General features: G+C 70.5%; 19 protein-coding genes. 13 read left to right on the top strand and 6 right to left on the bottom strand.

Going from position 1 to position 20,335, the window contains the following annotated elements:
- The first annotated feature begins 407 nt into the window (after positions 1-407).
- From VXC91_RS18370 to VXC91_RS18350, 5 genes are all read left to right on the top strand, one after another.
- Complete coding sequence (locus VXC91_RS18370; RefSeq protein ID WP_329508350.1) at positions 408-2,006, top strand: ATP-binding protein; 1,599 nt, start codon at positions 408-410, stop codon at positions 2,004-2,006.
- Positions 2,003-2,410 (top strand): roadblock/LC7 domain-containing protein, encoded by a 408-nt coding sequence (locus VXC91_RS18365; protein ID WP_329508349.1) that lies wholly within the window; start codon positions 2,003-2,005, stop codon positions 2,408-2,410. Before VXC91_RS18370 ends, VXC91_RS18365 begins: the two co-directional genes overlap by 4 nt.
- A complete protein-coding gene (locus VXC91_RS18360; RefSeq protein WP_329508348.1) occupies positions 2,407-2,823 on the top strand; it encodes a DUF742 domain-containing protein in 417 nt (138 codons plus the stop codon). Before VXC91_RS18365 ends, VXC91_RS18360 begins: the two co-directional genes overlap by 4 nt.
- Positions 2,804-3,424: a GTP-binding protein gene (locus tag VXC91_RS18355; protein ID WP_329508347.1), complete on the top strand. Its 621-nt coding sequence runs from the start codon at positions 2,804-2,806 to the stop codon at positions 3,422-3,424. Before VXC91_RS18360 ends, VXC91_RS18355 begins: the two co-directional genes overlap by 20 nt.
- 101 nt (positions 3,425-3,525) lie before the next feature.
- Positions 3,526-5,037, top strand: a complete 1,512-nt coding sequence (locus VXC91_RS18350) for a cytochrome P450 (RefSeq protein WP_329508346.1) — start codon at positions 3,526-3,528, stop codon at positions 5,035-5,037.
- Between the two features lie 64 nt (positions 5,038-5,101).
- Here the strand turns inward: VXC91_RS18350 and VXC91_RS18345 are convergent, their stop codons facing one another.
- Positions 5,102-6,100 carry an RluA family pseudouridine synthase gene (locus tag VXC91_RS18345; RefSeq protein ID WP_329508345.1) on the bottom strand — a complete coding sequence of 333 codons (999 nt, stop codon included), beginning with the start codon at positions 6,098-6,100 and terminating at the stop codon, positions 5,102-5,104.
- A 456-nt stretch (positions 6,101-6,556) separates the two neighbouring features.
- Here VXC91_RS18345 and VXC91_RS18340 point away from each other — a divergent pair, with 456 nt between their 5' ends.
- The 3 genes from VXC91_RS18340 (at position 6,557) to VXC91_RS18330 (ending at position 9,221) form a co-directional block, all read left to right on the top strand.
- Positions 6,557-7,207, top strand: a complete 651-nt coding sequence (locus VXC91_RS18340; protein ID WP_329508344.1) for a PadR family transcriptional regulator — start codon at positions 6,557-6,559, stop codon at positions 7,205-7,207.
- A gap of 227 nt (positions 7,208-7,434) precedes the next feature.
- Positions 7,435-8,448, top strand: coding sequence for an ATP-binding cassette domain-containing protein (locus tag VXC91_RS18335; RefSeq protein ID WP_329508343.1), 1,014 nt, complete (start codon positions 7,435-7,437; stop codon positions 8,446-8,448).
- Positions 8,445-9,221 carry an ABC transporter permease gene (locus tag VXC91_RS18330; protein WP_329508342.1) on the top strand — a complete coding sequence of 259 codons (777 nt, stop codon included), beginning with the start codon at positions 8,445-8,447 and terminating at the stop codon, positions 9,219-9,221. The genes VXC91_RS18335 and VXC91_RS18330 overlap by 4 nt, the downstream gene beginning before the upstream one ends.
- Positions 9,222-9,273: 52 nt before the next feature.
- On the opposite strand, the gene VXC91_RS18325 is transcribed toward VXC91_RS18330, so the two are convergent.
- Together VXC91_RS18325 and VXC91_RS18320 are read right to left on the bottom strand one after the other, a co-directional pair.
- Positions 9,274-10,116, bottom strand: a complete 843-nt coding sequence (locus tag VXC91_RS18325) for a siderophore-interacting protein (protein ID WP_329508341.1) — start codon at positions 10,114-10,116, stop codon at positions 9,274-9,276.
- A 246-nt stretch (positions 10,117-10,362) separates the two neighbouring features.
- Positions 10,363-11,292 (bottom strand): 5'-3' exonuclease, encoded by a 930-nt coding sequence (locus tag VXC91_RS18320; RefSeq protein ID WP_329508369.1) that lies wholly within the window; start codon positions 11,290-11,292, stop codon positions 10,363-10,365.
- Between the two features lie 192 nt (positions 11,293-11,484).
- Between VXC91_RS18320 and VXC91_RS18315 the strand changes: the two genes are divergently transcribed.
- The 4 genes from VXC91_RS18315 (at position 11,485) to VXC91_RS18300 (ending at position 17,111) form a co-directional block, all read left to right on the top strand.
- A complete protein-coding gene (locus VXC91_RS18315) occupies positions 11,485-12,570 on the top strand; it encodes a quaternary amine ABC transporter ATP-binding protein (RefSeq protein WP_329508340.1) in 1,086 nt (361 codons plus the stop codon).
- A complete protein-coding gene (locus tag VXC91_RS18310) occupies positions 12,563-15,178 on the top strand; it encodes an ABC transporter permease/substrate binding protein (protein WP_329508339.1) in 2,616 nt (871 codons plus the stop codon). The genes VXC91_RS18315 and VXC91_RS18310 overlap by 8 nt, the downstream gene beginning before the upstream one ends.
- Before the next feature lie 508 nt (positions 15,179-15,686).
- Entirely contained in the window at positions 15,687-16,262 is a 576-nt protein-coding gene (locus VXC91_RS18305) for a helix-turn-helix domain-containing protein (protein WP_329508338.1), read from the top strand.
- Between the two features lie 120 nt (positions 16,263-16,382).
- The gene (locus tag VXC91_RS18300; protein WP_329508337.1) at positions 16,383-17,111 is read left to right on the top strand and encodes a helical backbone metal receptor; all 729 of its coding nucleotides are present in this window, start codon (positions 16,383-16,385) and stop codon (positions 17,109-17,111) included.
- Here VXC91_RS18300 and VXC91_RS18295 read toward each other — a convergent pair.
- Complete coding sequence (locus tag VXC91_RS18295) at positions 17,077-18,198, bottom strand: TDT family transporter (RefSeq protein ID WP_329508336.1); 1,122 nt, start codon at positions 18,196-18,198, stop codon at positions 17,077-17,079. The two genes, VXC91_RS18300 and VXC91_RS18295, sit on opposite strands and share 35 nt — an antisense overlap.
- 71 nt (positions 18,199-18,269) lie before the next feature.
- Between VXC91_RS18295 and VXC91_RS18290 the strand changes: the two genes are divergently transcribed.
- On the top strand, positions 18,270-19,187 hold the full coding sequence (locus tag VXC91_RS18290) for a LysR family transcriptional regulator (protein ID WP_329508335.1): 918 nt from the start codon (positions 18,270-18,272) through the stop codon (positions 19,185-19,187).
- A 48-nt stretch (positions 19,188-19,235) separates the two neighbouring features.
- On the opposite strand, the gene VXC91_RS18285 is transcribed toward VXC91_RS18290, so the two are convergent.
- Both VXC91_RS18285 and VXC91_RS18280 read right to left on the bottom strand, forming a co-directional pair.
- The gene (locus tag VXC91_RS18285; RefSeq protein ID WP_329508334.1) at positions 19,236-19,919 is read right to left on the bottom strand and encodes a gamma-glutamyl-gamma-aminobutyrate hydrolase family protein; all 684 of its coding nucleotides are present in this window, start codon (positions 19,917-19,919) and stop codon (positions 19,236-19,238) included.
- A gap of 51 nt (positions 19,920-19,970) precedes the next feature.
- Positions 19,971-20,335: FadR/GntR family transcriptional regulator (locus VXC91_RS18280; protein WP_329508333.1), on the bottom strand; the 365-nt coding region annotated here is incomplete at its 5' end.

The following is a 20,335-nucleotide window of genomic DNA, read 5'->3' as shown; positions in this document are numbered from 1 at the left end:
CCGACGGGTGTGAGCCTCAGGCTCGGTCACCTCCCTGCCTGGCTCTGCGCCTCGTGCGGATCTGACGAGCCATCGATTCTCCGTCTCCACACGGGATTTCACCCGTGAAGACCGCTGCCTTCGCACATCAGTACCCGATTACTGATTGTGTTCGAACGACGGCGCTGCGTGTAAATAGGCCGAGCGTACCCCTGGCCTGGTGGGCATTTCAGGTGCTTGCTGAATACGGCACAGCGATGATCCGCCCGGATTAGGCTCGCGCGCAGCGCACCGAGTTGAGATGAATTCGTGCGTGTGTTCCCAAAGATACCGAAGGTTCCGCCGTTATCCGGGGCCGATCCGGTAACCACCCCAGCCTCTCCTCCTCAAGCAACCACGAACCAGCCGATTCGTCTCAGAGGGCATACATGGTGAGTGTTCAATCGCCCCCCGGTGGCCGCGAACTTCGCTACGCGTGCGAGCTGTTGGTGCCCGCCTTACTGACGGCGGCGGTGGCGGGGGCCGCCGCCGCGGTGGTCCCGGACCAGTCCCGGATCGCCGTCGGCTGGTGTGGAGCCATCGCCACCGTCCTGGTGACCGCCGTCGCGGCCGTGGCGGCACGCCGCGGGCGCACCCTCCGTGCCCTGCGCGCCGACTTCGCCCAGCGGAGCGCGTACCTGGAACAGCGCGTCGCCGCGCAGGACGACGACATCGAGTACTTCCGCTCGGAGGTGCTGCCCCCAACCCTCAGCATCCTGCGCAGTGGCGTCTCGCCCGCGGAGGTGATCCGCACGGTCGTCGACTCCAACCCCCAGTTCCGCGGACTTCCCCAACCGCAGAGGCAGTTGCTGCGCACCCTGCTCCAGCTCGTCGATCGTGAGATCGCGATGCGAGACTCCTCGCAGCGCGCCTTCGTCAACATCGCCCGCCGCGTCCAGGCCATCGTCCACCAGCAGGCCAAGGAACTCAGGGAGATGGAGGAGGACCACGGCCGCAACCCCGAGGTCTTCGACGACCTGCTGCGCATCGACCACGGCACCGCGCTGATCGGCCGCCTCGCCGACTCCATCGCCGTCATCGGCGGCGGCCGCCCGGGCCGTCAGTGGCCCCAGCCCGTCCCGCTGTACAGCGTGCTGCGTGGCGCGATGTCCCGCATCCTGGAGTACCGCCGTATCGAGCTGCACTCCATCGCCAAGGTCAACATCAAGGGCATCTCGGTCGAGCCGATCATCCACGCCGCGGCCGAACTCCTCGACAACGCCACGCGTTACTCGCCGCCGCAGACCAAGGTGCACGTCACCGCCACCGAGGTGCAGACCGGAATCGCCGTCGAGATCGAGGACGGCGGTATCAGCCTGAGTGAGGAGAACCGAGCCAAGGTCGAGAGGATGCTCGCCGAGGCTCAGGCCGGCGTGGACGTCCAGGAACTGGGCGAGGCCCCGCGTCTCGGTCTCGCCGTCGTCGGCCGCCTGTCGTCGATGTTCGACATGCATGTCTCACTGCGGCAGTCCGCCTACGGCGGTGTCCGCGCCATCCTCGTCATCCCCAACGACATGCTCACCACCGACCCCGCCCCCGGGTTCGCCCACGGCATCGGTGCCACCTCCGTGCCGACCCTGGACAACGACGGGGTCAAGGGTCCCGACCGCAAGGCGAAGAAGCGGCGGCCGACCACCGGCCCCCGGATCCCGCAGCAACTCGCCGTGGAGGACGACGTCCCCGTCGTCACCGAGTGGACTCCGGGCGGTCTGCCGCAGCGCCGCAGCCGCGTCAAGATCCCGCTGAGCCAGCGGATCGCGGAGGCCGCCGCCGCCGAGGCGGCGACGCACTCCCCGTGGACGCCCGTGCCCGAACCGGAGAAGGTGGAGTCCGCCCCCGGTCTGTGGGTCGAGGCCTTCATGAACGGACTCAAGGCCGACCCGGACCCGAACGCCTTCTCCGCCGGCCCTCCGGCCGACGACCCGTTCGCAGCCACCAACGACGAGCCGGCCCCGGCCCGGGCCGACGACGAGGGGGACCTCAAGTGATCCAGCAGCGAGGAAACTTCGACTGGTTGCTGAAGGAGCTCGCCGACGGCGTACCGGGCGTGCACCAGGTCGTGGTGCTCTCCGCCGACGGTCTGCGCATCGCCCGCTACGGCGGAGATCCCGACGCGGCCGACCGTGTCGCCGCGGCCTGTGCCGGGCTGCAGAGCCTGGCGGGAGCGGTCGCGGCCGAGATCCCGGACAGCGACGGCCGGATGCGCATGGTCATCATCGAGATCGACGGTGGCTATTTCTACATGATGGCGGCGGGCTCCAATGCCTACCTCGCGGTGCTGGCGGACACGGTCGCGGAGGCCGGCCTGATGAGCAACCGCATGCGGGATCTCGTGATTCGCATCGGCTCCCATCTCACGAGCCCGCCGCGGCACAACGGGCAGACCGTATGACTCCTCCACGACGCCGTCGGCGGAATCCCGAGGCACAACCCCCGCCGGAGCCTGCCGCAGCAGGCGGCGGGAAGGCGGGCGAGGAGAAGCAACCCGAGCGGTTGTACATCCTCACCGGCGCGACCGACGGGGGCGAGCGGGCGTCCATCGACCTGGTCACCCTGATCGTGGCGCGCTCCGACCCGGAGCCCACCGCAACGCCGGAGCAGGCGGTGCTGCTCCGGCTGTGCCGGGCACCCCTGTCCGTGGCCGAGATATCGGCCTACCTGAGCCTGCCGTTCAGCGTCGTGACCGTCCTGCTCACCGATCTGCTGGCGGCCGAACTGGTCCAGGCACGCGCCCCGATCGTCCGGCAGGCGACGCCCGACCGTTCCCTTCTCGAAGCGGTGATGCATGGACTGCAAAAACTCTGACGCCGTCCCGGGTCCACGGGTCGAGGACCACCTGCCGCACACGGCACAGGCCGCGGTCAAGATCGTGATCGTGGGCGGCTTCGGAGTCGGCAAGACCACCATGGTCGGTTCCGTCAGCGAGATAAGGCCGCTGACGACCGAGGAGACCATGACGCAGGCGGGCATCGGGGTCGACGACAACTACGGCTCCGACAGCAAGACGGCCACGACCGTGGCCATGGACTTCGGCCGGATCACCATCACCGAGCACCTGGTGCTGTATCTGTTCGGCACCCCGGGCCAGGAACGCTTCTGGTTTCTGTGGAACGGCCTGTTCGAGGGCGCCCTCGGCGCCGTCGTACTGCTCGACACCCGCCGTCTGGAGGTCAGCTTCGACGTCATCGGCCGCCTGGAGGAGCGCGGGGTGCCGTTCGTGGTCGCCGTCAACTCCTTTCCGGACGCGCCTTGTTACCCCATGGAGGAACTCCGTGCGGCGCTCGACCTGCCGGACGAGATCCCGATCATGGAGTGCGACGCCCGGCGCCGGGCCTCCAGCCGCGACGTCCTGATGACGCTGACGCGCTTCCTGCACTTCCTGGCGATGACTCGCGCTTCCCTCTGACCAGAGCGCTCGTGCGCCCCGCACACATACCGCCGTACCCCTCCGTATGGCCCGTCCCCACCCCCCGACACCGGATCCCTCTCAGCTTCGGAGCGACCATCGTGACGCCTGAATCCCACTCCCTGACCGGCAGGGACCTCACCGACACGGACGACGCCACCTCCTCGCCACCACCTGGCTGCCCGGCCCACGGCCGCGGTCCCGGCGGCACGCACCGGCTGTACGGGCCGGAGGCCGAGGACCTGGGAGCCCTGTACGAGAAGATGCGTGCCGAACACGGTGCCGTGGCGCCCGCGCTGCTCCACGACGACGTACCGATCTGGGTGGTGCTCGGCCACAGCGAGAATCTGCACATGGTGCGGTCACCCGCGCGGTTCACCCGGGACAGCCGCGTCTGGGCCCCGCTGATGTCCGGCGAGATCAAGCCGGATCACCCACTGAGCCCGCACTTCGCCTGGCAGCCCATCTGCTCGCACGTCGAGGGCGACGAGCACGTCAGGCTGCGCGGCGCCGTCACCGGCGCCGTGTCGACCATCGACTACCGGGGCCTGCGCCGCTCCATCAACCGTGCCACGCAGACCCTGGTCAACCGCTTCTGCGAGGCGGGCAGGGCCGATCTGGTCGGTCAGTTCGCCGACCATCTGCCGATGGCGGTGATGTGCGCGGTCCTCGGCATGGCGGACGAGTACAACGACCGGATCGTGCACGCCGCCCGCGACATGCTCAAGGGCACCGAGACCGCGATCGCCAGCAATCAGTACATCGTGGACGCGCTGACCCGGCTCACCGCCCGTCGCCGGGCTCAACCCGAGGACGACTTCACCAGCCACCTCATCAGCCATCCGGCCACGCTCACCGACAGCGAGATCAGGGAGCACCTCCGGGTCGTCCTGATCGCGGCGTACGAGGCCACGGCCAACCTCCTCGCCAACGTCCTGCGCGTGATCCTCACCGATCCGCGATTCAGGGCCCAGCTCAACGGCGGGCAGATGACGGTGCCCGAGGCGGTGGAGCAGTCCCTGTGGGACGAGCCGCCGTTCAGCAGCATCCTCGGCTATTTCGCCAAGCAGGACACCGAACTGGGCGGTCAGCGCATCCGCAAGGGCGACGGACTCCTGCTGGGCATCGCGCCCGGCAACGTCGACCCCCGGGTACGCCCGGACCTCTCCGCGAACATGCAGGGCAACCGCTCCCACCTCGCCTTCGGCGGGGGCCCGCACGAGTGCCCGGGCCAGGACATCGGCCGTGCCATCGCCGACACGGGCATCGATGCCCTGCTGATGCGTCTGCCGGACATCCGGCTCGACTGCGCGGAGGACGAACTGCAGTGGACCGGGTCCCTCGCGTCCCGGCACCTGGTGGAGCTGCCCGTGCGGTTCGAGCCCAGGCCGCCGCAGGAGACGACGCAGCGGTCGGCCCTGCACGCGGTCCCGCATCAGCGGCCCGGATGGCTGGTCACGACGCCCGACCCGGCGGCGACCACCCCGGCGCCGGAGGGCGCACGGCCCGTCCCGTCGACGCCCGTCGCACCCTCGCTGCCGGACCCGGCCGCCGGGCCGCAGCGCAGTTCCGGCGTGTGGCGGCGGCTGGTGCGGTGGTGGCGGGGCGAGTGAGCCACGGTGCCGCGTCCGCATCACGGGCGCCGGGCGCCGACCCACGCGATGGGGCGGACACCGCCTAGTGCGGCGACCGGAAAGGTTCACCGGCCTCCGGCAAACCTTTCCGGCCACAGCACCAGCGGGCCCATGACTCGTATGTCGGCCACGCCCGGAGCACCCTCTCGCTGACGAAACGATGCGCATGCCCCGTGACCGGATCGGTGAACTCCAGCACCCGCGCGAGCAGTTGGAGCGGTCGCCGGAAGTCGCCGGCCGGCCCGGGGCCCGCCACCACCGGATAGAGCGGATCGCCGAGGATCGGCAACCCCAACGCGTTCATGTGGACGCGCAGTTGATGGGTCTGCCCGGTACGCGGGAGCAACCGGTAACGGCCGAGCCCGGCGCGGTGCTCCAGCAGCTCGATCCGGCTCACCGCGTTGGGCTCGCCCGCCACCTCGTGGGCGGTCATCACCCCGCGCTCCTTCACGATCCGGCTGCGCACGGTGCGCGGCAGCGTCACCTCGGGGTCGTAGGCGGCGACGGCCTCGTACTCCTTGGCGACCCTCCGGTCGCGGAACAGCGTCTGGTAGGTGCCGCGCTCCTCGGGCCACACGGTGAACAGCACGAGCCCCGCGGTGAGCCGGTCCAGCCGGTGTGCCGCGGTCAGCGCGGGTATGCCGAGGTCGCGGCGCAGCCGGGCCAGGGCGGTCTCGGCGACGTGGCTGCCGCGCGGGGTGGTGGCGAGGAAGTGCGGCTTGTCGGCGACGACGATGTGCTCGTCGCGGTACACCACCTCGACCGGGTAGGGCACGCGCACCTCGTCGGGCAGTGCGCGGTGGAACCACACGTACATGCCCGGTACGTACGCCGCGTCACTCGCGACGGCCCTCCCGTCCGCCCCGACGATCAGCCCCGCGTCGAGCATGCCGTCGATCACCCCGTCCCCGGCGGCGAGCCGCGCCACGAGATGGTCCCGTACGGTGGCCCACGCCTCGCCGAACGGCAGCCGCAGCCGCACGGGATCGACCCCGTCGCGCTGCGGCAGGGGAGAGGGCGGGACCGGGGTCTTGCGTCGCATCACGGCCCAGCGTACGAGGCGCCGCGGGCACAGGGCGGAGCGGCATCGGGCGCCGGGATCCGCGGCCGCCGGGTGCCGCAGGCGGGGGTACCGAAAACCGCCGGGGCGCGGTGCCGGGGGCTTCGCCCTGGGGGCACCAAGCGCAGTGCCCTGCTCCACCCCGGACGGCCCGCACGACATGCACCTGCACGCACGGGTCGAGGGCGACCTGGCTCAGGCGGCCGGTTCCCGGGCGGCCGCGTCGGCGAGGGACCGAAGCGGCCGCCCGCCGTGGGGCCCGGGCCTCCACGCTCACCACCATCAGCCGGCGCAGCCGAAGGCGGCGTTCCGAGGCGATCGCATCCCTTGCGGGCCGCCCGACAACGCGATACATCGTGTCTATTGACTCCAAGCTCGAGGACGCGATATGTTCGGTCACGGATATTCGGTGGCGAGGTGAGATCGAGGTGAGACCCCATGGCGACGAAGCGCCGAAGGCTCGGCAACCCCTTGGCGCTCGCGGTCATGGTGTTGCTCACCGAGAAGCCGATGCATCCGTACGAGATCGCCCAGACGCTGCGCCGACGCGGCAAGGACACCAGTCTGAAGATCAACTACGGCTCGCTCTACACCGTCGTCCAGAATCTGCAGAAGCACGGTTTCGTCGAGGTCGCCGAGGTGCAGCGACAGGGGAACCGGCCCGAGCGCACGCTCTACGGGATCACGGACGCCGGGCGTGAAGAGGCCACGGAGTGGCTGTCGGACCTGCTCGCCGTCCCTGCGCAGGAGTACCCCATCTTCGAGTCGGCGCTCTCGCTGATGGCGGTGCTCCATCCCGACGAGGTGGCCCGCCTGCTCGAGGAGCGGCTGGACACCCTGGTGGTGCAGGCCGCCAGCGCGCGCGGCGGGTTGGAGAAGCTGTACGAGACGCTTCCGCGGCTCTTCCTCGTCGAGACGGAGTACAAGCTCCACATGATCGAGGCGGAAGCCGGGTGGGTGCGTGGCTTCCTCGAGGAGATCGGATCGGGCACGCTGCCCGGCGTCAAGGAGTGGCGCGCCTTCCATGAGACGGGGGAGTTCCCCGAGGAGCTCCTGAAGCTGGAAGGCGGCGATTCCGGCAGACCGTAGCCGCTGAACAAATGAAAACCCCGGCAGGGCTGTTGCAGCAGTCCCGCCAGGGTCTCGAACCCCGAGCTGAATCCGCCGTGAGGCACATCCAGGCGATCGAGGTGCGGCACACCCAGGATAGCCCGGCCCTCTTCACGTGGATCAGCCGTCACCCCTCATCCGGAGGGCGGCCCGTCCGCAGCACCGCGGACGCGTCGTCGTCCGCTGTCCACAGGAGAGCAGTCGTCATGACCACCCGTGCGCCCGCAGTCGAGGCGCGTCAGCTGATCAAGACCTATCCCGGTGACGTCACGGCCTTGAACGGCATGGACATCACCGTCGAGCCGGGCACCGTCTTCGGACTCCTCGGCCCGAACGGTGCCGGGAAGTCCACCACCGTCAAGATCCTCACCACCTTGGCCCGCCCCGATTCGGGCTCGGCCGCCGTCGCCGGCCACGATGTGCTGCACCACCCCGACCGGGTGCGCCGGGCCATCGGCGTGGTCGCACAGAGCTCCGGTGCCGACCCGGTCGCCACCGGTCGTGAGAACCTGCAACTCCAGGGCAGGCTCTACGGCTTGAAGGGACGGGCGCTGAACGGGCGTGTGGACGACCTGCTCGAGCGCTTCACGCTCACCGACGCCGCCGGGCGCCAGGTCAAGGGCTACTCCGGCGGCATGAGGCGGCGTCTCGACGTCGCGCTCGGTCTGGTGCACCGGCCCGAGGTGCTCTTCCTCGACGAGCCCACCACCGGCCTCGACCCCGAGGCCCGCACCGCCATGTGGGACGAGATCGGCCGTCTGGCCGGTCAGGAGGGCCTGACCATCCTGCTCACCACGCATCACCTCGAAGAGGCCGACCGCCTGGCCGAGCGCGTGGCGATCGTCGACCGGGGCCGGGTCGTGGTGGAGGGCACTCCGGACTCGCTCAAGGGCGAACTTCGCGGTGACGCCGTCCATGTGGAACTGCGCGAAGCCGTCGGCGAGGCCGGCCGTACGCTGCTGAGGGGCGCCCTCGCCGGGCTGTCGGGCATCAACGAGACGCACCTCGACGGGCGCCGCATCAGTGTCCGTGTCGATGACGGGGCCGCGGCGATGCCGGCGCTGCTGGGGGCGCTCGAGCGCGCCGGAGTCGGTGTAGCCGCCGCGACCGTCGCCCGGCCCTCGCTCGACGACGTCTACCTCCGCTATGCGGGGCGGCGTTACTCAGACGTCGAAGCCGAGGCCGCGGGTGACTTCGCCCTTGCCGGAGGTGCGCGATGAGCACGGCAGTGGCCCAGACCTGGTACATGACCCGGCGTCAGCTCATGGTGTTCGCACGGCAGCCCGCGTACGCGGTCATCACGCTGATCCAGCCGGTGATCTGGCTGTTCCTGTTCGGCAACCTCTTCAAGAAGGTCGTGGAACTGGGCGGCTTCGGCACCACCTCCTATCTCGACTACCTCGTGCCGGGAGTGGTCGTGATGAGCGCGCTCAGCTCCAACATGTGGGCGGGCATGGGCACCCTGGAGGAGATCCAGCGCGGCACGCTCAACCGGTTCCTGACGACCCCGGTCAGCCGGGCCGCGCTGATGAACGGCAACGTCGTCCACAACGGCCTGGTGACCGCCCTGCAATCGGTGATCATCGTCCTGCTCGGACTGCTCGGCGGCGCCCACTGCCCGGGAGGCGTCGGCGGGGTCGCGATCCTCGTCCTCGCCGCCGTGCTGCTCGGCACGATCTTCGGTGCGCTGTCCAACGCGCTGGGCATGCTGGTGCAGGAGCGGGAATCGATCATCGGGATCAACACCTTCCTGCTGCTCCCGCTCACGTTCCTGTCCTCGGCCTTCATGGCACCGTCCCGGATGCCCTCGTGGATGAGGCACATCGCCGACTTCAATCCGCTCAACTGGGCGATGGTCGCAGGGCGTTCGGCGATGTCGGAGCAGCCGGACTGGGGTGATGTGGTCAGCCGCGGCGGGGCGCTGCTGGGGCTCGCGACGGTCGCGGTGTGGCTGTCGATCCGGACGTTCCGGTCGTACCAGCGGTCGGTGTGAGCACCGCACGACGAAACGGCGGCACCGGCACGGTGCCGCCGCTTGCGGTCGGTCACGCGGCGGAGGCGCTCTCCTGCTCCGCCTCTATACGTGCGTTCCACTCCCGCTTCGACGCCTGCCAGCCGTCCTCGTTGTGCCCGAGGCGCCAGTAGCCGGAGATGGACATGTCCTCGCGCGGGATCTGCAGCTCCACCCGCAGGAGCCGGCGCAGTTCCTTCACGAAACTGGCTTCGCCGTGCACGAACGCGTGGACCCGGCCCTCCGGGAACGTCAGCGCGCGGACCGCCTCCACGAGTGACTCGCCGATCGGCCGGTCTCCGCGGTGCAGCCAGGTCACCTCCACATCGGAGTCGATCTTCTGCTCCTCCTCCGGGCCCGTGACCTCGATGAATGCATGCGCCGCGGCGCCGAGCGGCAGCGTCTCCAAGGCGGTCGAGATGGCGGGCAGGGCGCTCTCGTCCCCGGCGAGCAGGTGCCAGTCGGCGCCCGCGTCCGGGGCGTAGGCGCCGCCGGGGCCCATGAAGCGCACGGTCTCGCCGGGCTGGGCGCGCATCGCCCAGGGGCCGGCGAGTCCCTCGTCGCCGTGGATCACGAAGTCCAGCGTCAGCTCGCGGTGCTCGGGGTCCCAGTCGCGCACGGTGTACGTCCGTGTCACGGGCCACTGGCTGCGCGGGAAGTCCTCGCGGATGCGCTGTATGTCGAAGGGTTCGGGATAGGTGACGCCCTCGGCAGGGAAGAGCAGCTTCACATAGTGGTCGGTGCACGTGCCCACCGTGAAGTCGGCAAGGCCCTCGCCGCCGAGCACCACTCGCTGCATGTGCGGGGTCAGCCTCTCCGTGCGGATGACCTGCGCGAAGTGGGTCTTGCGGACCCTGGCTGCCGGGCGCTCTGCCATGACGGCCTCCCAGTTCACGTGCTTAGGTTTACCTAAGTTAGCATTTCCTGCCGGTGAACACCTGTCCCATGAAGACTCGATGAGCACTCCTCGTCGGAACCGTCACCTCCGGAGCGTCATGAGCGGGAGTTGCGGCCGGCTGCCCGGCTTTTGGCGGGGGCCGGCTCGGTGCCTTTGCCCGGGTGCGCGACGGTGCGTCGGACCGTGGGTTCCGGCGGGCCGCCCGGCGTGCGACACAGGGCGCTGTCACGCCCCGAGCGTGGTGAGCAGGCGCTGCAGTGAGCCGCCGAGGCCCCAGCGGGTCGCCAGGCCGTCGAGCGCGGCCGGGTCGCGCGGCGTGCGTGGGAGTCCGGCGTCCACATCGGGCAGGGGCACGTCGTCGGCGACCCGTACGACCTTGGGCGCGATGGCGACGTACGGCCGTGCCTCGTCGAGCCGCTTGCGCTGCGCCGGGGTGAGCTTCGACGTCGGGTCGTCGACCGCGGCCATGATCCCGGCCAGGTCCCCGAACGCGGCGAGCAGCTTCGCGGCCGTCTTCTCACCGATGCCCGGCACCCCAGGCAGCCCGTCGCTCGGGTCGCCGCGCAGCAGCGCCAGATCCGCGTAGCCCGGGCCGTCGACGCCGTACTTGGCGCGCAGAAACGCCTCGTCGGTCAGCTGGAGCGTGCCGACGCCCTTGAGCGGGTACAGCACACGGACACCGCGGGCGTCGTCGACCAGTTGGTACAGATCGCGGTCGCCGGTGACGATGTCGACCGGGCTCTGTGCGCGGGCCGTGAAGGTGCCGATCACGTCGTCCGCCTCGTATCCGGCCACGCCCACGCGCGCGATGCCCAGCGCGTCCAGGACGTCCTCGATGACGGGCACCTGAGGCGAGAGAGTGTCCGGCACCTCCTCCTCGTCCGGGACCGCCTCGTGCTCCTCCGCCACCCGGTGCGCCTTGTAGGAGGGGATCAGCTCGACCCGCCAGTGCGGGCGCCAGTCGGCGTCCATGCACGCGACCAGGTCGTCCGGGCGGTGGTCCCGGACCAGGCGGTCGATGAATTCCAGCAGTCCGCGCACCGCGTTCACGGGCGTGCCGTCCGGGGCCTTCACGGACTCCGGGACGCCGAAGTAGGCCCGGAAGTAGAGCGAGGCGGTGTCGAGGAGCATCAGGCGTCGGGTCACCTTCCGCATCATGCCGTACGCCGCCGACAGTCACCCTCGGACTCGGGACACGAGCGCCGGGATGACGCCTGTGAACGCCGTGTGAAGAGGATCACTCATGTGTTTGCCAAGTAAAAGCCGGGGCAGGCGCGGCTCGAAGCCATGCCCGTTGCACATTCAATCGTTTGCAGCGGCTCGGAACTCACGAGACGAGAGGTACCTGTGTCATCCAGGCTTGAAGCCGAGCACCTCTACAAGGTGTTCGGTAGACAACCGGACGAGGCGGTGGAGCGGCTCCGGCAGGGAGCGGACCGCGAAGAGCTGCGTGCCGACGGCACGACGGCCGCCGTGATCGACGCCTCCTTCACCGTGGAGCCGGGTCAGATCTTCGTCGTGATGGGCCTGTCCGGCTCCGGCAAGTCCACGCTGCTGCGCATGCTCAACGGGCTCCTCGAGCCCACCGCGGGACACGTGCGCTTCGACGGTCAGGACCTCACCGCACTCGGCCCCCGTGAGCTGCGCGAGGTCCGCTCGCGGAAGATCAGCATGGTCTTCCAGCATTTCGCACTCTTTCCGCACCGCAGCGTTCGTGAGAACGCCGCCTACGGCCTGGAAGTGCAGGGCGTGCCCCGCGCCGAGCGCGCCGCGCGTGCCGACGAGGCGCTCGCCCTGTGTGGCCTGGCCGGCTGGGAGGAGTCGTGGCCCGACGAGCTGTCCGGCGGCATGCAACAGCGTGTCGGCCTGGCCCGGGCGCTCGCCACGGACGCCGACCTGCTGCTGATGGACGAGTCGTTCAGCGCGCTCGACCCGCTGATCCGCCGTGACATGCAGGACCAGCTCCTGGAGCTGCAGAAGACCCTGAAGAAGACCATCGTCTTCATCACCCACGACCTCAACGAGGCCATGCGCCTGGGCGACCGCATCGCCGTGATGCGCGACGGCCGCATCGTGCAGATCGGCACCGCGGAGGACATCCTGGTGCGCCCGGCCGACGACTACGTCGCCTCCTTCACCAAGGACGTCGACCGCTCCCGTGTGCTCACCGCGGGCGCCGTCATGGACACCTCGGTCCAAGGCGACGAGGCGGACTGCGACTGTGAGACCGCGACGCCCGACACGCCGTTCGTGGAGCTGTGCGCCATCAGCGCCCGCCTCACGCACCCGGTCGCTGTGCTCGACCCGCGAGGCGGGCTCGTGGGCGTCGTACCGCGGCAGCGTCTCGTCGGCTTCCTCGGCGACCGGGAGGACGACCCCACGCCCTGCGCCTCCCGGCATGACCAGGGCGGGAAGGTGATTGCACGTGCCTAGGATCCCCTTCGGCGACTGGGTCAACTCCGTCGTCGACTGGCTGCTGCACCACATGGCGTGGCTGTTCGACTTCTGCAAGATGGTCTTCCAGGGCACCTTCGAGGGCATCAACACCGTCCTCCAGGCACCCGAGCCGCTCCTGCTCGCGGGCATCTTCGCCGTGATCGCATTCTGGCTGCGCGGCACGTCCGCGGCTCTCCTCACCTTCGTGGGTTTCGCCTTCATCGACTCCCTGGAGCTGTGGGACGACGCGATGGTGACCCTGTCCCTCGTCCTGGTGGCGACGCTCATTGCGCTCGTGGTCTCCGTGCCCGTGGGCATCTGGGCGGCCCGCTCCAGCCGGGTCGGCGGGCTCGTGCGACCGGTGCTCGACTTCATGCAGACGCTGCCCGCGATGATCTACCTCATCCCGGCGATCCTGTTCTTCGGCACGGGTGCGCCCGCGGGTATCGTGGCCACCCTGATCTTCGCCCTCGCACCCGGCGTCCGCATGACCGAGCTGGGCATCCGCCAGGTCGACAAGGAGCTGGTGGAGGCCGCCGACGCCTTCGGCACCACCCCGGGCAACACGCTGCTGCGCGTGCAACTGCCGCTCGCCCTGCCCACCGTCATGGCCGGCGTCAACCAGGTGATCATGCTGGGCCTGTCCATGGCGGCCATCGCGGGCATGGTCGGCACCGGCGGCCTCGGCGGCGACGTCAACGAGGCGATCGGCCAGCTCAACGTGGGGCTGGGCTCCGAGGCAGGTGTCGCCATCGTCATCCTGGCGATCTACCTGGACCGGATGACAAGTTCCCTCGGTACCCAGGTCTCGCCGCTGGGCCGCCGGGTCGCCGCCCGGCTGCGGGCCGCTCAGGGGCTGCAGATCTGGAACTACCGCCCCCGGCCCGCAGTGGCCGTGATCAGCGTGGTCGTGCTCGCGCTCGTCGCCGGGGGCATGGGCGTCTTCGGCGGCGGGGACAAGGCCGCCGACGCGTCCGACGCGCAGAACGTCGGCCAGGGCAAGAAGGTCAGCATCGGGTACATACCGTGGGACGAGGGCGTCGCCTCCACGTTCCTGTGGCAGGAGATCCTCGAGCGGCGCGGGTTCAAGGCCGACGTCAAACAGTTCGACGCCGGACCGCTCTACACCTCGCTCGCGCAGGGCGACATCGACTTCGAGACCGACTCCTGGCTGCCGACCACGCACGAGCAGTACTGGAAGAAGTACGGCAGTAAGCTCGACGACCTGGGCTCCTGGTACAGCCCGACCTCGCTCGAGCTGACCGTGCCCTCGTATGTGAAGGGCGTCGACTCGCTGGCGGACCTCAAGGGCAAGGCCGCCACATTCGGTGGGAAGATCACCGGCATCGAGTCCAGCGCCGGCGAGATGAGCATGCTCAAGAGCACCGTCCTCAAGCAGTACGGGCTCGACAAGGAGTACAAGGTCGTCGACAGCTCCACGCCGGCGATGCTCGCGGAGCTCAAGCGTGCCTACGCCAAGAAGGAGCCCATCGTCGTCACGCTGTGGTCCCCGCACTGGGCGTACAACGACTACGACCTGAAGAAGCTCAAGGACCCGAAGGGCGCCTGGGGCACGGGCGACGCAGTGCACACGCTCTCCCGCAAGGGCTTCGCACAGGACAACCCGGTCGTCGGCAACTGGCTGAAGAACTTCAGGATGGACGAGAAGCAGCTCACCAGCCTGGAGGCGGAGATCAACCGGGCGGGCCAGGGCAAGCAGCAGGACGCGGTGCGCGCCTGGCTGAAGAAGAACCCCGGCGTCGTCGACAAGCTCGCCCCCGTCCAGAAGTCCGCCTCCGGTACCCCGGCCGAGGCGAAGCGTGCGCTGGACGTCGCCTGGTTCCCCTGGGACGAGGACGTGGCCGTCACCTATCTGTGGAAGAACGTCCTGGAGCGGCGCGGCTACCGGCTGAACCTCAAGCAGATGGACGTCGGCCCGGTCTACACCGGTCTGGCCTCCGGCGACCTCGACCTCAACTTCGACGCGTGGCTGCCCTACGCCCAGAAGAACTACTGGGACAAGAGCAAGGACAACCTCTCGGACCTCGGCACCTGGTACCAGCCCACCTCGCTGGAGATCGCCGTGCCCTCGTACGTGAAGGACGTCAAGTCCCTCGAGGACCTCAAGGGCAAGTCGAAGACCTTCGGCGGCAGGATCATCGGCATCGAGCCGGGCACCGGCGAGATGAACCTCCTGAAGACGAAGGTGCTGCCCGGCTACGGCCTGGACAAGGAGTACAAGGTCGTCGACGGCTCCACGCCCGCAATGCTCGCCGAGCTCAAGCGCGCCTACGCCAAGAAGGAGCCGGTCGCCGTGGTCCTGTGGTCCCCGCACTGGGCCTACAGCGAGTACCGGCTCACCAAGCTCCAGGACGACAAGAAGCTGTTCGGCGAGGGCAACACGATCCGGACCATCGCCGGCCGGTCGTTCCCGGACCAGTACCCGCAGCTCACCAAGTGGATCAAGAACTTCAGGATGAGCGAGCCCGAACTGGGCAGCCTGGAGAGCGAGGTCAAGCGCCGCGGCCAGGGCCATGAGGAGGACGCCGTGGCCGCGTGGCTGAAGCAGCACCCCGACATGGTGGAGCGGATGACTCCGCAGTAGTCCGCCGCGGGCCCGTGTTCCGTACGTCCGTACGAGAAGGATCCGGACAACCCCGCCGGGTCCACGGTCGCGCGGATCCCATCGCCCTGCCGACCAGGGGCGCCGAACACCGTTTCGGCGCCCCTGAGTCCTGTCGTGCTGTTCCCCGCGCCGGGGCGCATGACCGCCGTGCCCGGGTTCACCCGCCCCGCGCGCTGTCCACGACCCTGCGCACCCCCCGGCCCGCCGCCGGGCCGCGACGTCCGGCGCATCCTGGTGGGCAGGGGCTTTGCTGCGTTTCGGAGGAGGCGCGCGCCGGTCGGCGGGACGGCTCGTCCGGTGGCGCGAACCGTGGCCCTCACCGCTCTTGTATGTGACAGCGATGTGACGGGCGCATAAAACGGTTTGCCGAACATGCGTAGGGTGCAGACAACTCAACAGAAGCGATGCACCGGTGAACCATCGGACGGCGGCGACACGCCCGCCGGGCAGGACAGTGGACCGACGAGCGAGGGAGGGAGCCGGAGCGATGGGCGACCGCAAAGAACAGCCCCTTCGGGTGGGCGTGGCCGTTCGGCGGCGGCGCCGGGCGCTGGAGCTCACCCTTGCCGTCGTGGCCGAGCGCAGCGGTCTGTCGGTCCCGTTCCTGAGTCAGGTCGAGAACGAGCGGGCGCGTCCCAGCCGCCCCTCCCTGGAACGGATCGCCGACGCCCTGGGCACCACCGCCGTCGAACTGCTCGCGGCGGCCGACCCGGCGTGCAGTGTGGACGTCCTGCGCGCCGACGACGAAGAGGTCGTGCCGGGAGAGGCGCGGGTGCGCGCCCTGGTACGCGGTCACCACCAGTTGCACGCGATGGAGTTCATCGGCGATCACGACGAGGGACGTGAATTCCAGCACCGCAACGACGAGTTGATGTACATCGTCGACGGCGCCGTCGAGGTCGAGGCGGAGGGCCGGGCGCACCGGCTCGGGCGGGGGGACACGCTCTACCTGAGCGGGGGTGTGCGCCACCGCTGGCGGGCGACGGTGCCGGACACCCGCGTGATCGTGGTCGCGGTCGCGGACCACATCGATGCCATCGAGGACTCCTCGAAGCGACGCTGACGGCGTCCCGACGGCCCTGACACCCCTCGGCGCGGTCCGCCGGCGATTCCCGCGCGGCAGCAGCGGCCCGGTCCTTTCGGCCCACATGCAAAAGGGTGCCGCGCTGGAATACTCACCGTCATGCCTGACGTGCGTGTCGTCTCCCTCGTGCCGTCGCTGACCGAGGCGGTGGCCGCCTCCGTGCCGGGCGCCCTGGTGGGCGCGACGGACTGGTGCACCCATCCGGCCGGTCTCGGCGTCGCCCGTATCGGGGGAACCAAGAACCCGAAGGTCGAGCGGATCGTCCGGCTGGCCCCCGACCTGGTGCTCGCCAATGAGGAGGAGAACCGGGAGCCGGACCTCGCGGCACTGCGCGAGGCGGGCCTGGAGGTCCTGGTCACCGAGGTGCGAAACGTCCCGCAGGCCTTCAGTGAGCTGGAGCGGGTCGTGACCGCCTGTGGGGCGGCCGTGCCGCCGCGCTGGCTGGAGGAGGCCCGGGACACCTGGTCGAGGCTGCCGGAGCCGACGACCCGGAAGACCGCCGTCGTTCCGGTGTGGAGGAGGCCCTGGATGGTGCTCGGCCAGGACACCTTCGCCGGGGACGTCCTGGCCCGGCTGGGCGTCGACAACCTGTACGCGACCCACCCGGAGCGCTATCCACGGATCCCCCTGCCGGAGCTGCGGGCCGCCGCGCCCGACCTCGTGGTGCTGCCCGACGAGCCGTACCGCTTCACGGCCGACGACGGCCCCGAGGCGTTCGAGGGCGCCCGCTGCGCGCTCGTCAGCGGGCGTCACCTCACCTGGTACGGGCCGTCGCTGACCCGGGCGTCACAGGTCATCGCCGAGGCGCTGCGAGCAGCTCTCCGCTGACGACCCCCCGGCCCGTACGGACGACGATGACGGCCCAGGCGCCCACAAGCAGCAGGTACAGGCCGATGGCGAGCCCGTCGAGAGCCACGAGGCCGGTGCGCCCGGCCAGTGCCTCCGCGCCCGTGACACACGTGCCGACGGGGAAGGTGAACGCCCACCAGGTCATCCCGAACCCCATGCCCCGGCGGTGCGCCCGTACCACCAGCGCGACGGAGAGCCCCAGCCACAGCAGGGCGAAGCCCAGCACCGGAACGCCGTAGAGCAGGGCGAGTACGTCGAATCCCCGGTCGTACGGGGCCGGTACGACGCCCGTCGCCGCATTCGCGGCCGCGGCGACCGCGGTGGCGGACTGGCCCAGCGGGCCGAGCACCAGGAAAAGCGTCGGGGTCTGGGGGAGGGGCGGCGGGCCCCCGGTGATGAGCCAGGCGAGGATCGCCGGCAGCAGCGCCAGGGTGGCCAGCAGACTGAGCCCGAACATCGCGAAGCAGGCGAGCAGCAGTGTCTCCCGGAGCTGTCCGGCCGGCAGATGTGGGACCAGCAGGGGACCCTGGGCCGCGGAGACCATGGGGGCGACCACCGCCAGCAGCCAGACGGGAGAGGCCTGGCCCGGCTCCATACGGTGCCGGGCGACCATCAGGTACGGCACGGCCACGGCGACCGCGAGACCGACGACTGTACCGGCGGTGAACAGCACGGTGTCCACGGCGAGGGCCGGGCCCGCCCCGATCCAGTCCCGGCCGACGACCAGGGTGGCTCCGCCCACGGCCAGCAGGGCCATGGCCAGACAGCCGTAGAAGGGCGCCATGGCGGGGTCGAGGAGGTGGGCGCGGGCCTGGTCACGGTGGTGGGTCCAGTGCAGTGCGCGAGCGCCGAGGAGGGCAAGGAGCAGGACGGACGAGAGCGCCCAGACGAGCGCGAAGACCGTTCGCAGCCCGGCGTCCCGCCCGGCGCCGGGCAGTCCGGCGCCGGCCGTCGCCACGATCGCGGTCCCCATCACGGCGGAGTACCAGTTCGGACCGAGATGCCGGACGGCGGTGGCCCGCCGATAGGGAGCGGGCAGGGCGAGGGACCGGGCTGCGAAGACCATGTCCTCCACGGTGGCGCCGAAACAGGCCCCTGACCAGGGGCTGCGTGTCTATGGGGGCATAAGGTGGGTTTATGAGGGAGGACCTTGGCCATTCCGTGGCCGGACTCGCACACCGGGTGCCGGACCTGGGGGCGCTGGAGCTGCTGCTCGCCGTGGCGCGGCTGGGCAGCCTGGGGCGGGCGGCGCGGGAGCTGGGGATCACCCAGCCCGCGGCCAGCAGCCGGATCCGGTCGATGGAACGGCAACTGGGCGTGGCGCTGGTGGACCGTTCCCCGGCGGGCTCACGGTTGACCGACGCCGGGGCGCTGGTCACCGACTGGGCACGGCGGATCGTGGAGGCGGCCGAGGCGTTCGACGCCGGGGCGCAGGCGTTGCGGGACCGACGGGACTCGCGGCTGCGGGTGGCCGCGAGCATGACCATCGCGGAGTACCTGCTGCCGGGCTGGCTGATCGCGCTGCGTGCCCGGCGGCCGGACACGGCGGTGTCGCTGCTGGCCGGGAACTCGACGGCGGTCGCGGAACAGCTGCTCGCGGGCGAGGCCGATCTGGGCTTCGTGGAGGGCCTGTCCGTGCCGGCGGGGCTGGACGAGACGGTGGTCGCCCACGACCGTCTGATCGTGGTGACGGCACCGGGGCACCCGTGGGCGCGCCGCCGGGGCCCGCTGTCGGCCGCGGAACTGGCATCGACACCGCTCGTCCTCCGTGAGGAGGGTTCGGGCACCCGCCAGGTCCTGGACGCGGCCCTCGGTGGTCTGGCCCGCCCCCTCCTGGAACTGTCCTCCACGACGGCCGTCAAGGCCTCCGCGGTCAGTGGCGCCGGTCCGGCGGTCCTGAGCGAGCTGGCCGTGGGAGAGGAACTTGCGGCCCGCCGGCTGGTGAGCGTCCCGGTCGAGGACGTACGGCTGGACCGGGCACTGCGGGCGGTGTGGCGCACCGGCCATCGGCCGACGGGGCCCGGCCGCGACCTGCTGGGTCTGACGCGCGGCTAGTGCTGCGGCCGGAAGGGTTTGCCGGTGAACCTTTCGGGTCGCGGCACTCTAGGAGGCGGCCCGTACCAGCGCCCGCATCACTCGCAGGTCCTCGTCCATCTCCGGATGCCACTGCACGCCCAGCACCCATCCGGCACCCGGCAGTTCCACGGCCTCCACCGTGCCGTCCTCCGCGTACGCCGAGACGATCAGGTCCTCGCCCAACCGGTCCACCGCCTGATGGTGGTGCGTGGGCACCGAAGCCGGCTCGGGCGCCACGTCCGCGTACCGGGTTCCCGGCACCGGCTCCACCGCGTGCCGGCCGAACACCCCGACCCGGGTGACGTGCCCGTCGATGTGCTGGACGAGCGTGCCGCCGAGGGTGACGTTCAGCAGCTGCATCCCGCGGCAGATGCCGAGCAGCGGTGTACCGGAGGCCAACGCCGCCTCGATCAGGGCCAGTTCCCACACGTCCCGCTCGGGCGCGGGCGGGCCGGTCCGCGGGGAGCGCTCGGCGCCGTAGCGGGCCGGGTCGACGTCCGGGCCGCCCGCGATCACCAGGCCGTCCAGCCGGGCCACCGTCGCCGCCGCGTGCGCGGGACGGTCCGGCGGCAGCATCACGGCGAGTCCGCCGGCCCGCTGCACCAGCCGCGGATAGCCCACCGGCAGCAGCGCCGCCTCCAGCTCCCAGACACCCCAGCGCGCTCCCGACTCCACATACGTACTCACACCGATCAGCGGTCGTTCCGCCACGCGGCCTCCCCAGGCTTGCAATGGAACATTTTCATACCTTTGTGAGTCGGGTTATGCCAAGAACCCTCGCAGCAGCGCCGCCGTGCCCGCGCAGTGCTCCCGCATCATCTCCCGCGCCCCGTCCGCGTCCCCGTCGAGCACCGCCGCCACCACTGCCTCGTGCTGCCGCTGTGAGTGCTCCAGGTTCCGCACCAGCAGAGGGATGCAGTCCAGCAGGTCGTTCACCGTCGCCCGCACGGCCGCGTACTGCGCGGTCAGTGATGGTGAGCCGCCCAACTCGGCCACGGTGAGGTGCAGCAGTGTGTCCAGCCGCCGGTACTCCGTGAGCGGCGCGTCCTGCGTGCGCGCCAGCGCCTCCCGCAGGCGTCCGGCCTGCTCGGTCGTGAGGCCGTGCGCCGCGCACAGCCCCGCCGCCC

The organism is Streptomyces chiangmaiensis (assembly GCF_036281785.1).
Taxonomy (GTDB): Bacteria; Actinomycetota; Actinomycetes; order Streptomycetales; family Streptomycetaceae; genus Streptomyces; species Streptomyces chiangmaiensis.
This window is presented reverse-complemented; position numbering and strand designations above follow the sequence as displayed.

What these genes read in the sequence shown, in the direction of transcription:
- VXC91_RS18370 (WP_329508350.1), top strand. Translation starts at nt 408, where the DNA reads ATGGTGAGTGTTCAATCGCCCCCCGGTGGCCGCGAACTTCGCTACGCG.
- VXC91_RS18290 (WP_329508335.1), top strand. Translation starts at nt 18,270, where the DNA reads ATGAGGGAGGACCTTGGCCATTCCGTGGCCGGACTCGCACACCGGGTG.
- VXC91_RS18295 (WP_329508336.1), bottom strand. Translation starts at nt 18,198, where the DNA reads ATGGTCTTCGCAGCCCGGTCCCTCGCCCTGCCCGCTCCCTATCGGCGG.
- VXC91_RS18325 (WP_329508341.1), bottom strand. Translation starts at nt 10,116, where the DNA reads ATGGCAGAGCGCCCGGCAGCCAGGGTCCGCAAGACCCACTTCGCGCAG.
- VXC91_RS18330 (WP_329508342.1), top strand. Translation starts at nt 8,445, where the DNA reads ATGAGCACGGCAGTGGCCCAGACCTGGTACATGACCCGGCGTCAGCTC.
- VXC91_RS18345 (WP_329508345.1), bottom strand. Translation starts at nt 6,100, where the DNA reads ATGCGACGCAAGACCCCGGTCCCGCCCTCTCCCCTGCCGCAGCGCGAC.
- VXC91_RS18360 (WP_329508348.1), top strand. Translation starts at nt 2,407, where the DNA reads ATGACTCCTCCACGACGCCGTCGGCGGAATCCCGAGGCACAACCCCCG.
- VXC91_RS18320 (WP_329508369.1), bottom strand. Translation starts at nt 11,292, where the DNA reads ATGCGGAAGGTGACCCGACGCCTGATGCTCCTCGACACCGCCTCGCTC.
- VXC91_RS18300 (WP_329508337.1), top strand. Translation starts at nt 16,383, where the DNA reads ATGCCTGACGTGCGTGTCGTCTCCCTCGTGCCGTCGCTGACCGAGGCG.
- VXC91_RS18340 (WP_329508344.1), top strand. Translation starts at nt 6,557, where the DNA reads ATGGCGACGAAGCGCCGAAGGCTCGGCAACCCCTTGGCGCTCGCGGTC.
- VXC91_RS18305 (WP_329508338.1), top strand. Translation starts at nt 15,687, where the DNA reads ATGGGCGACCGCAAAGAACAGCCCCTTCGGGTGGGCGTGGCCGTTCGG.
- VXC91_RS18355 (WP_329508347.1), top strand. Translation starts at nt 2,804, where the DNA reads ATGGACTGCAAAAACTCTGACGCCGTCCCGGGTCCACGGGTCGAGGAC.
- VXC91_RS18335 (WP_329508343.1), top strand. Translation starts at nt 7,435, where the DNA reads ATGACCACCCGTGCGCCCGCAGTCGAGGCGCGTCAGCTGATCAAGACC.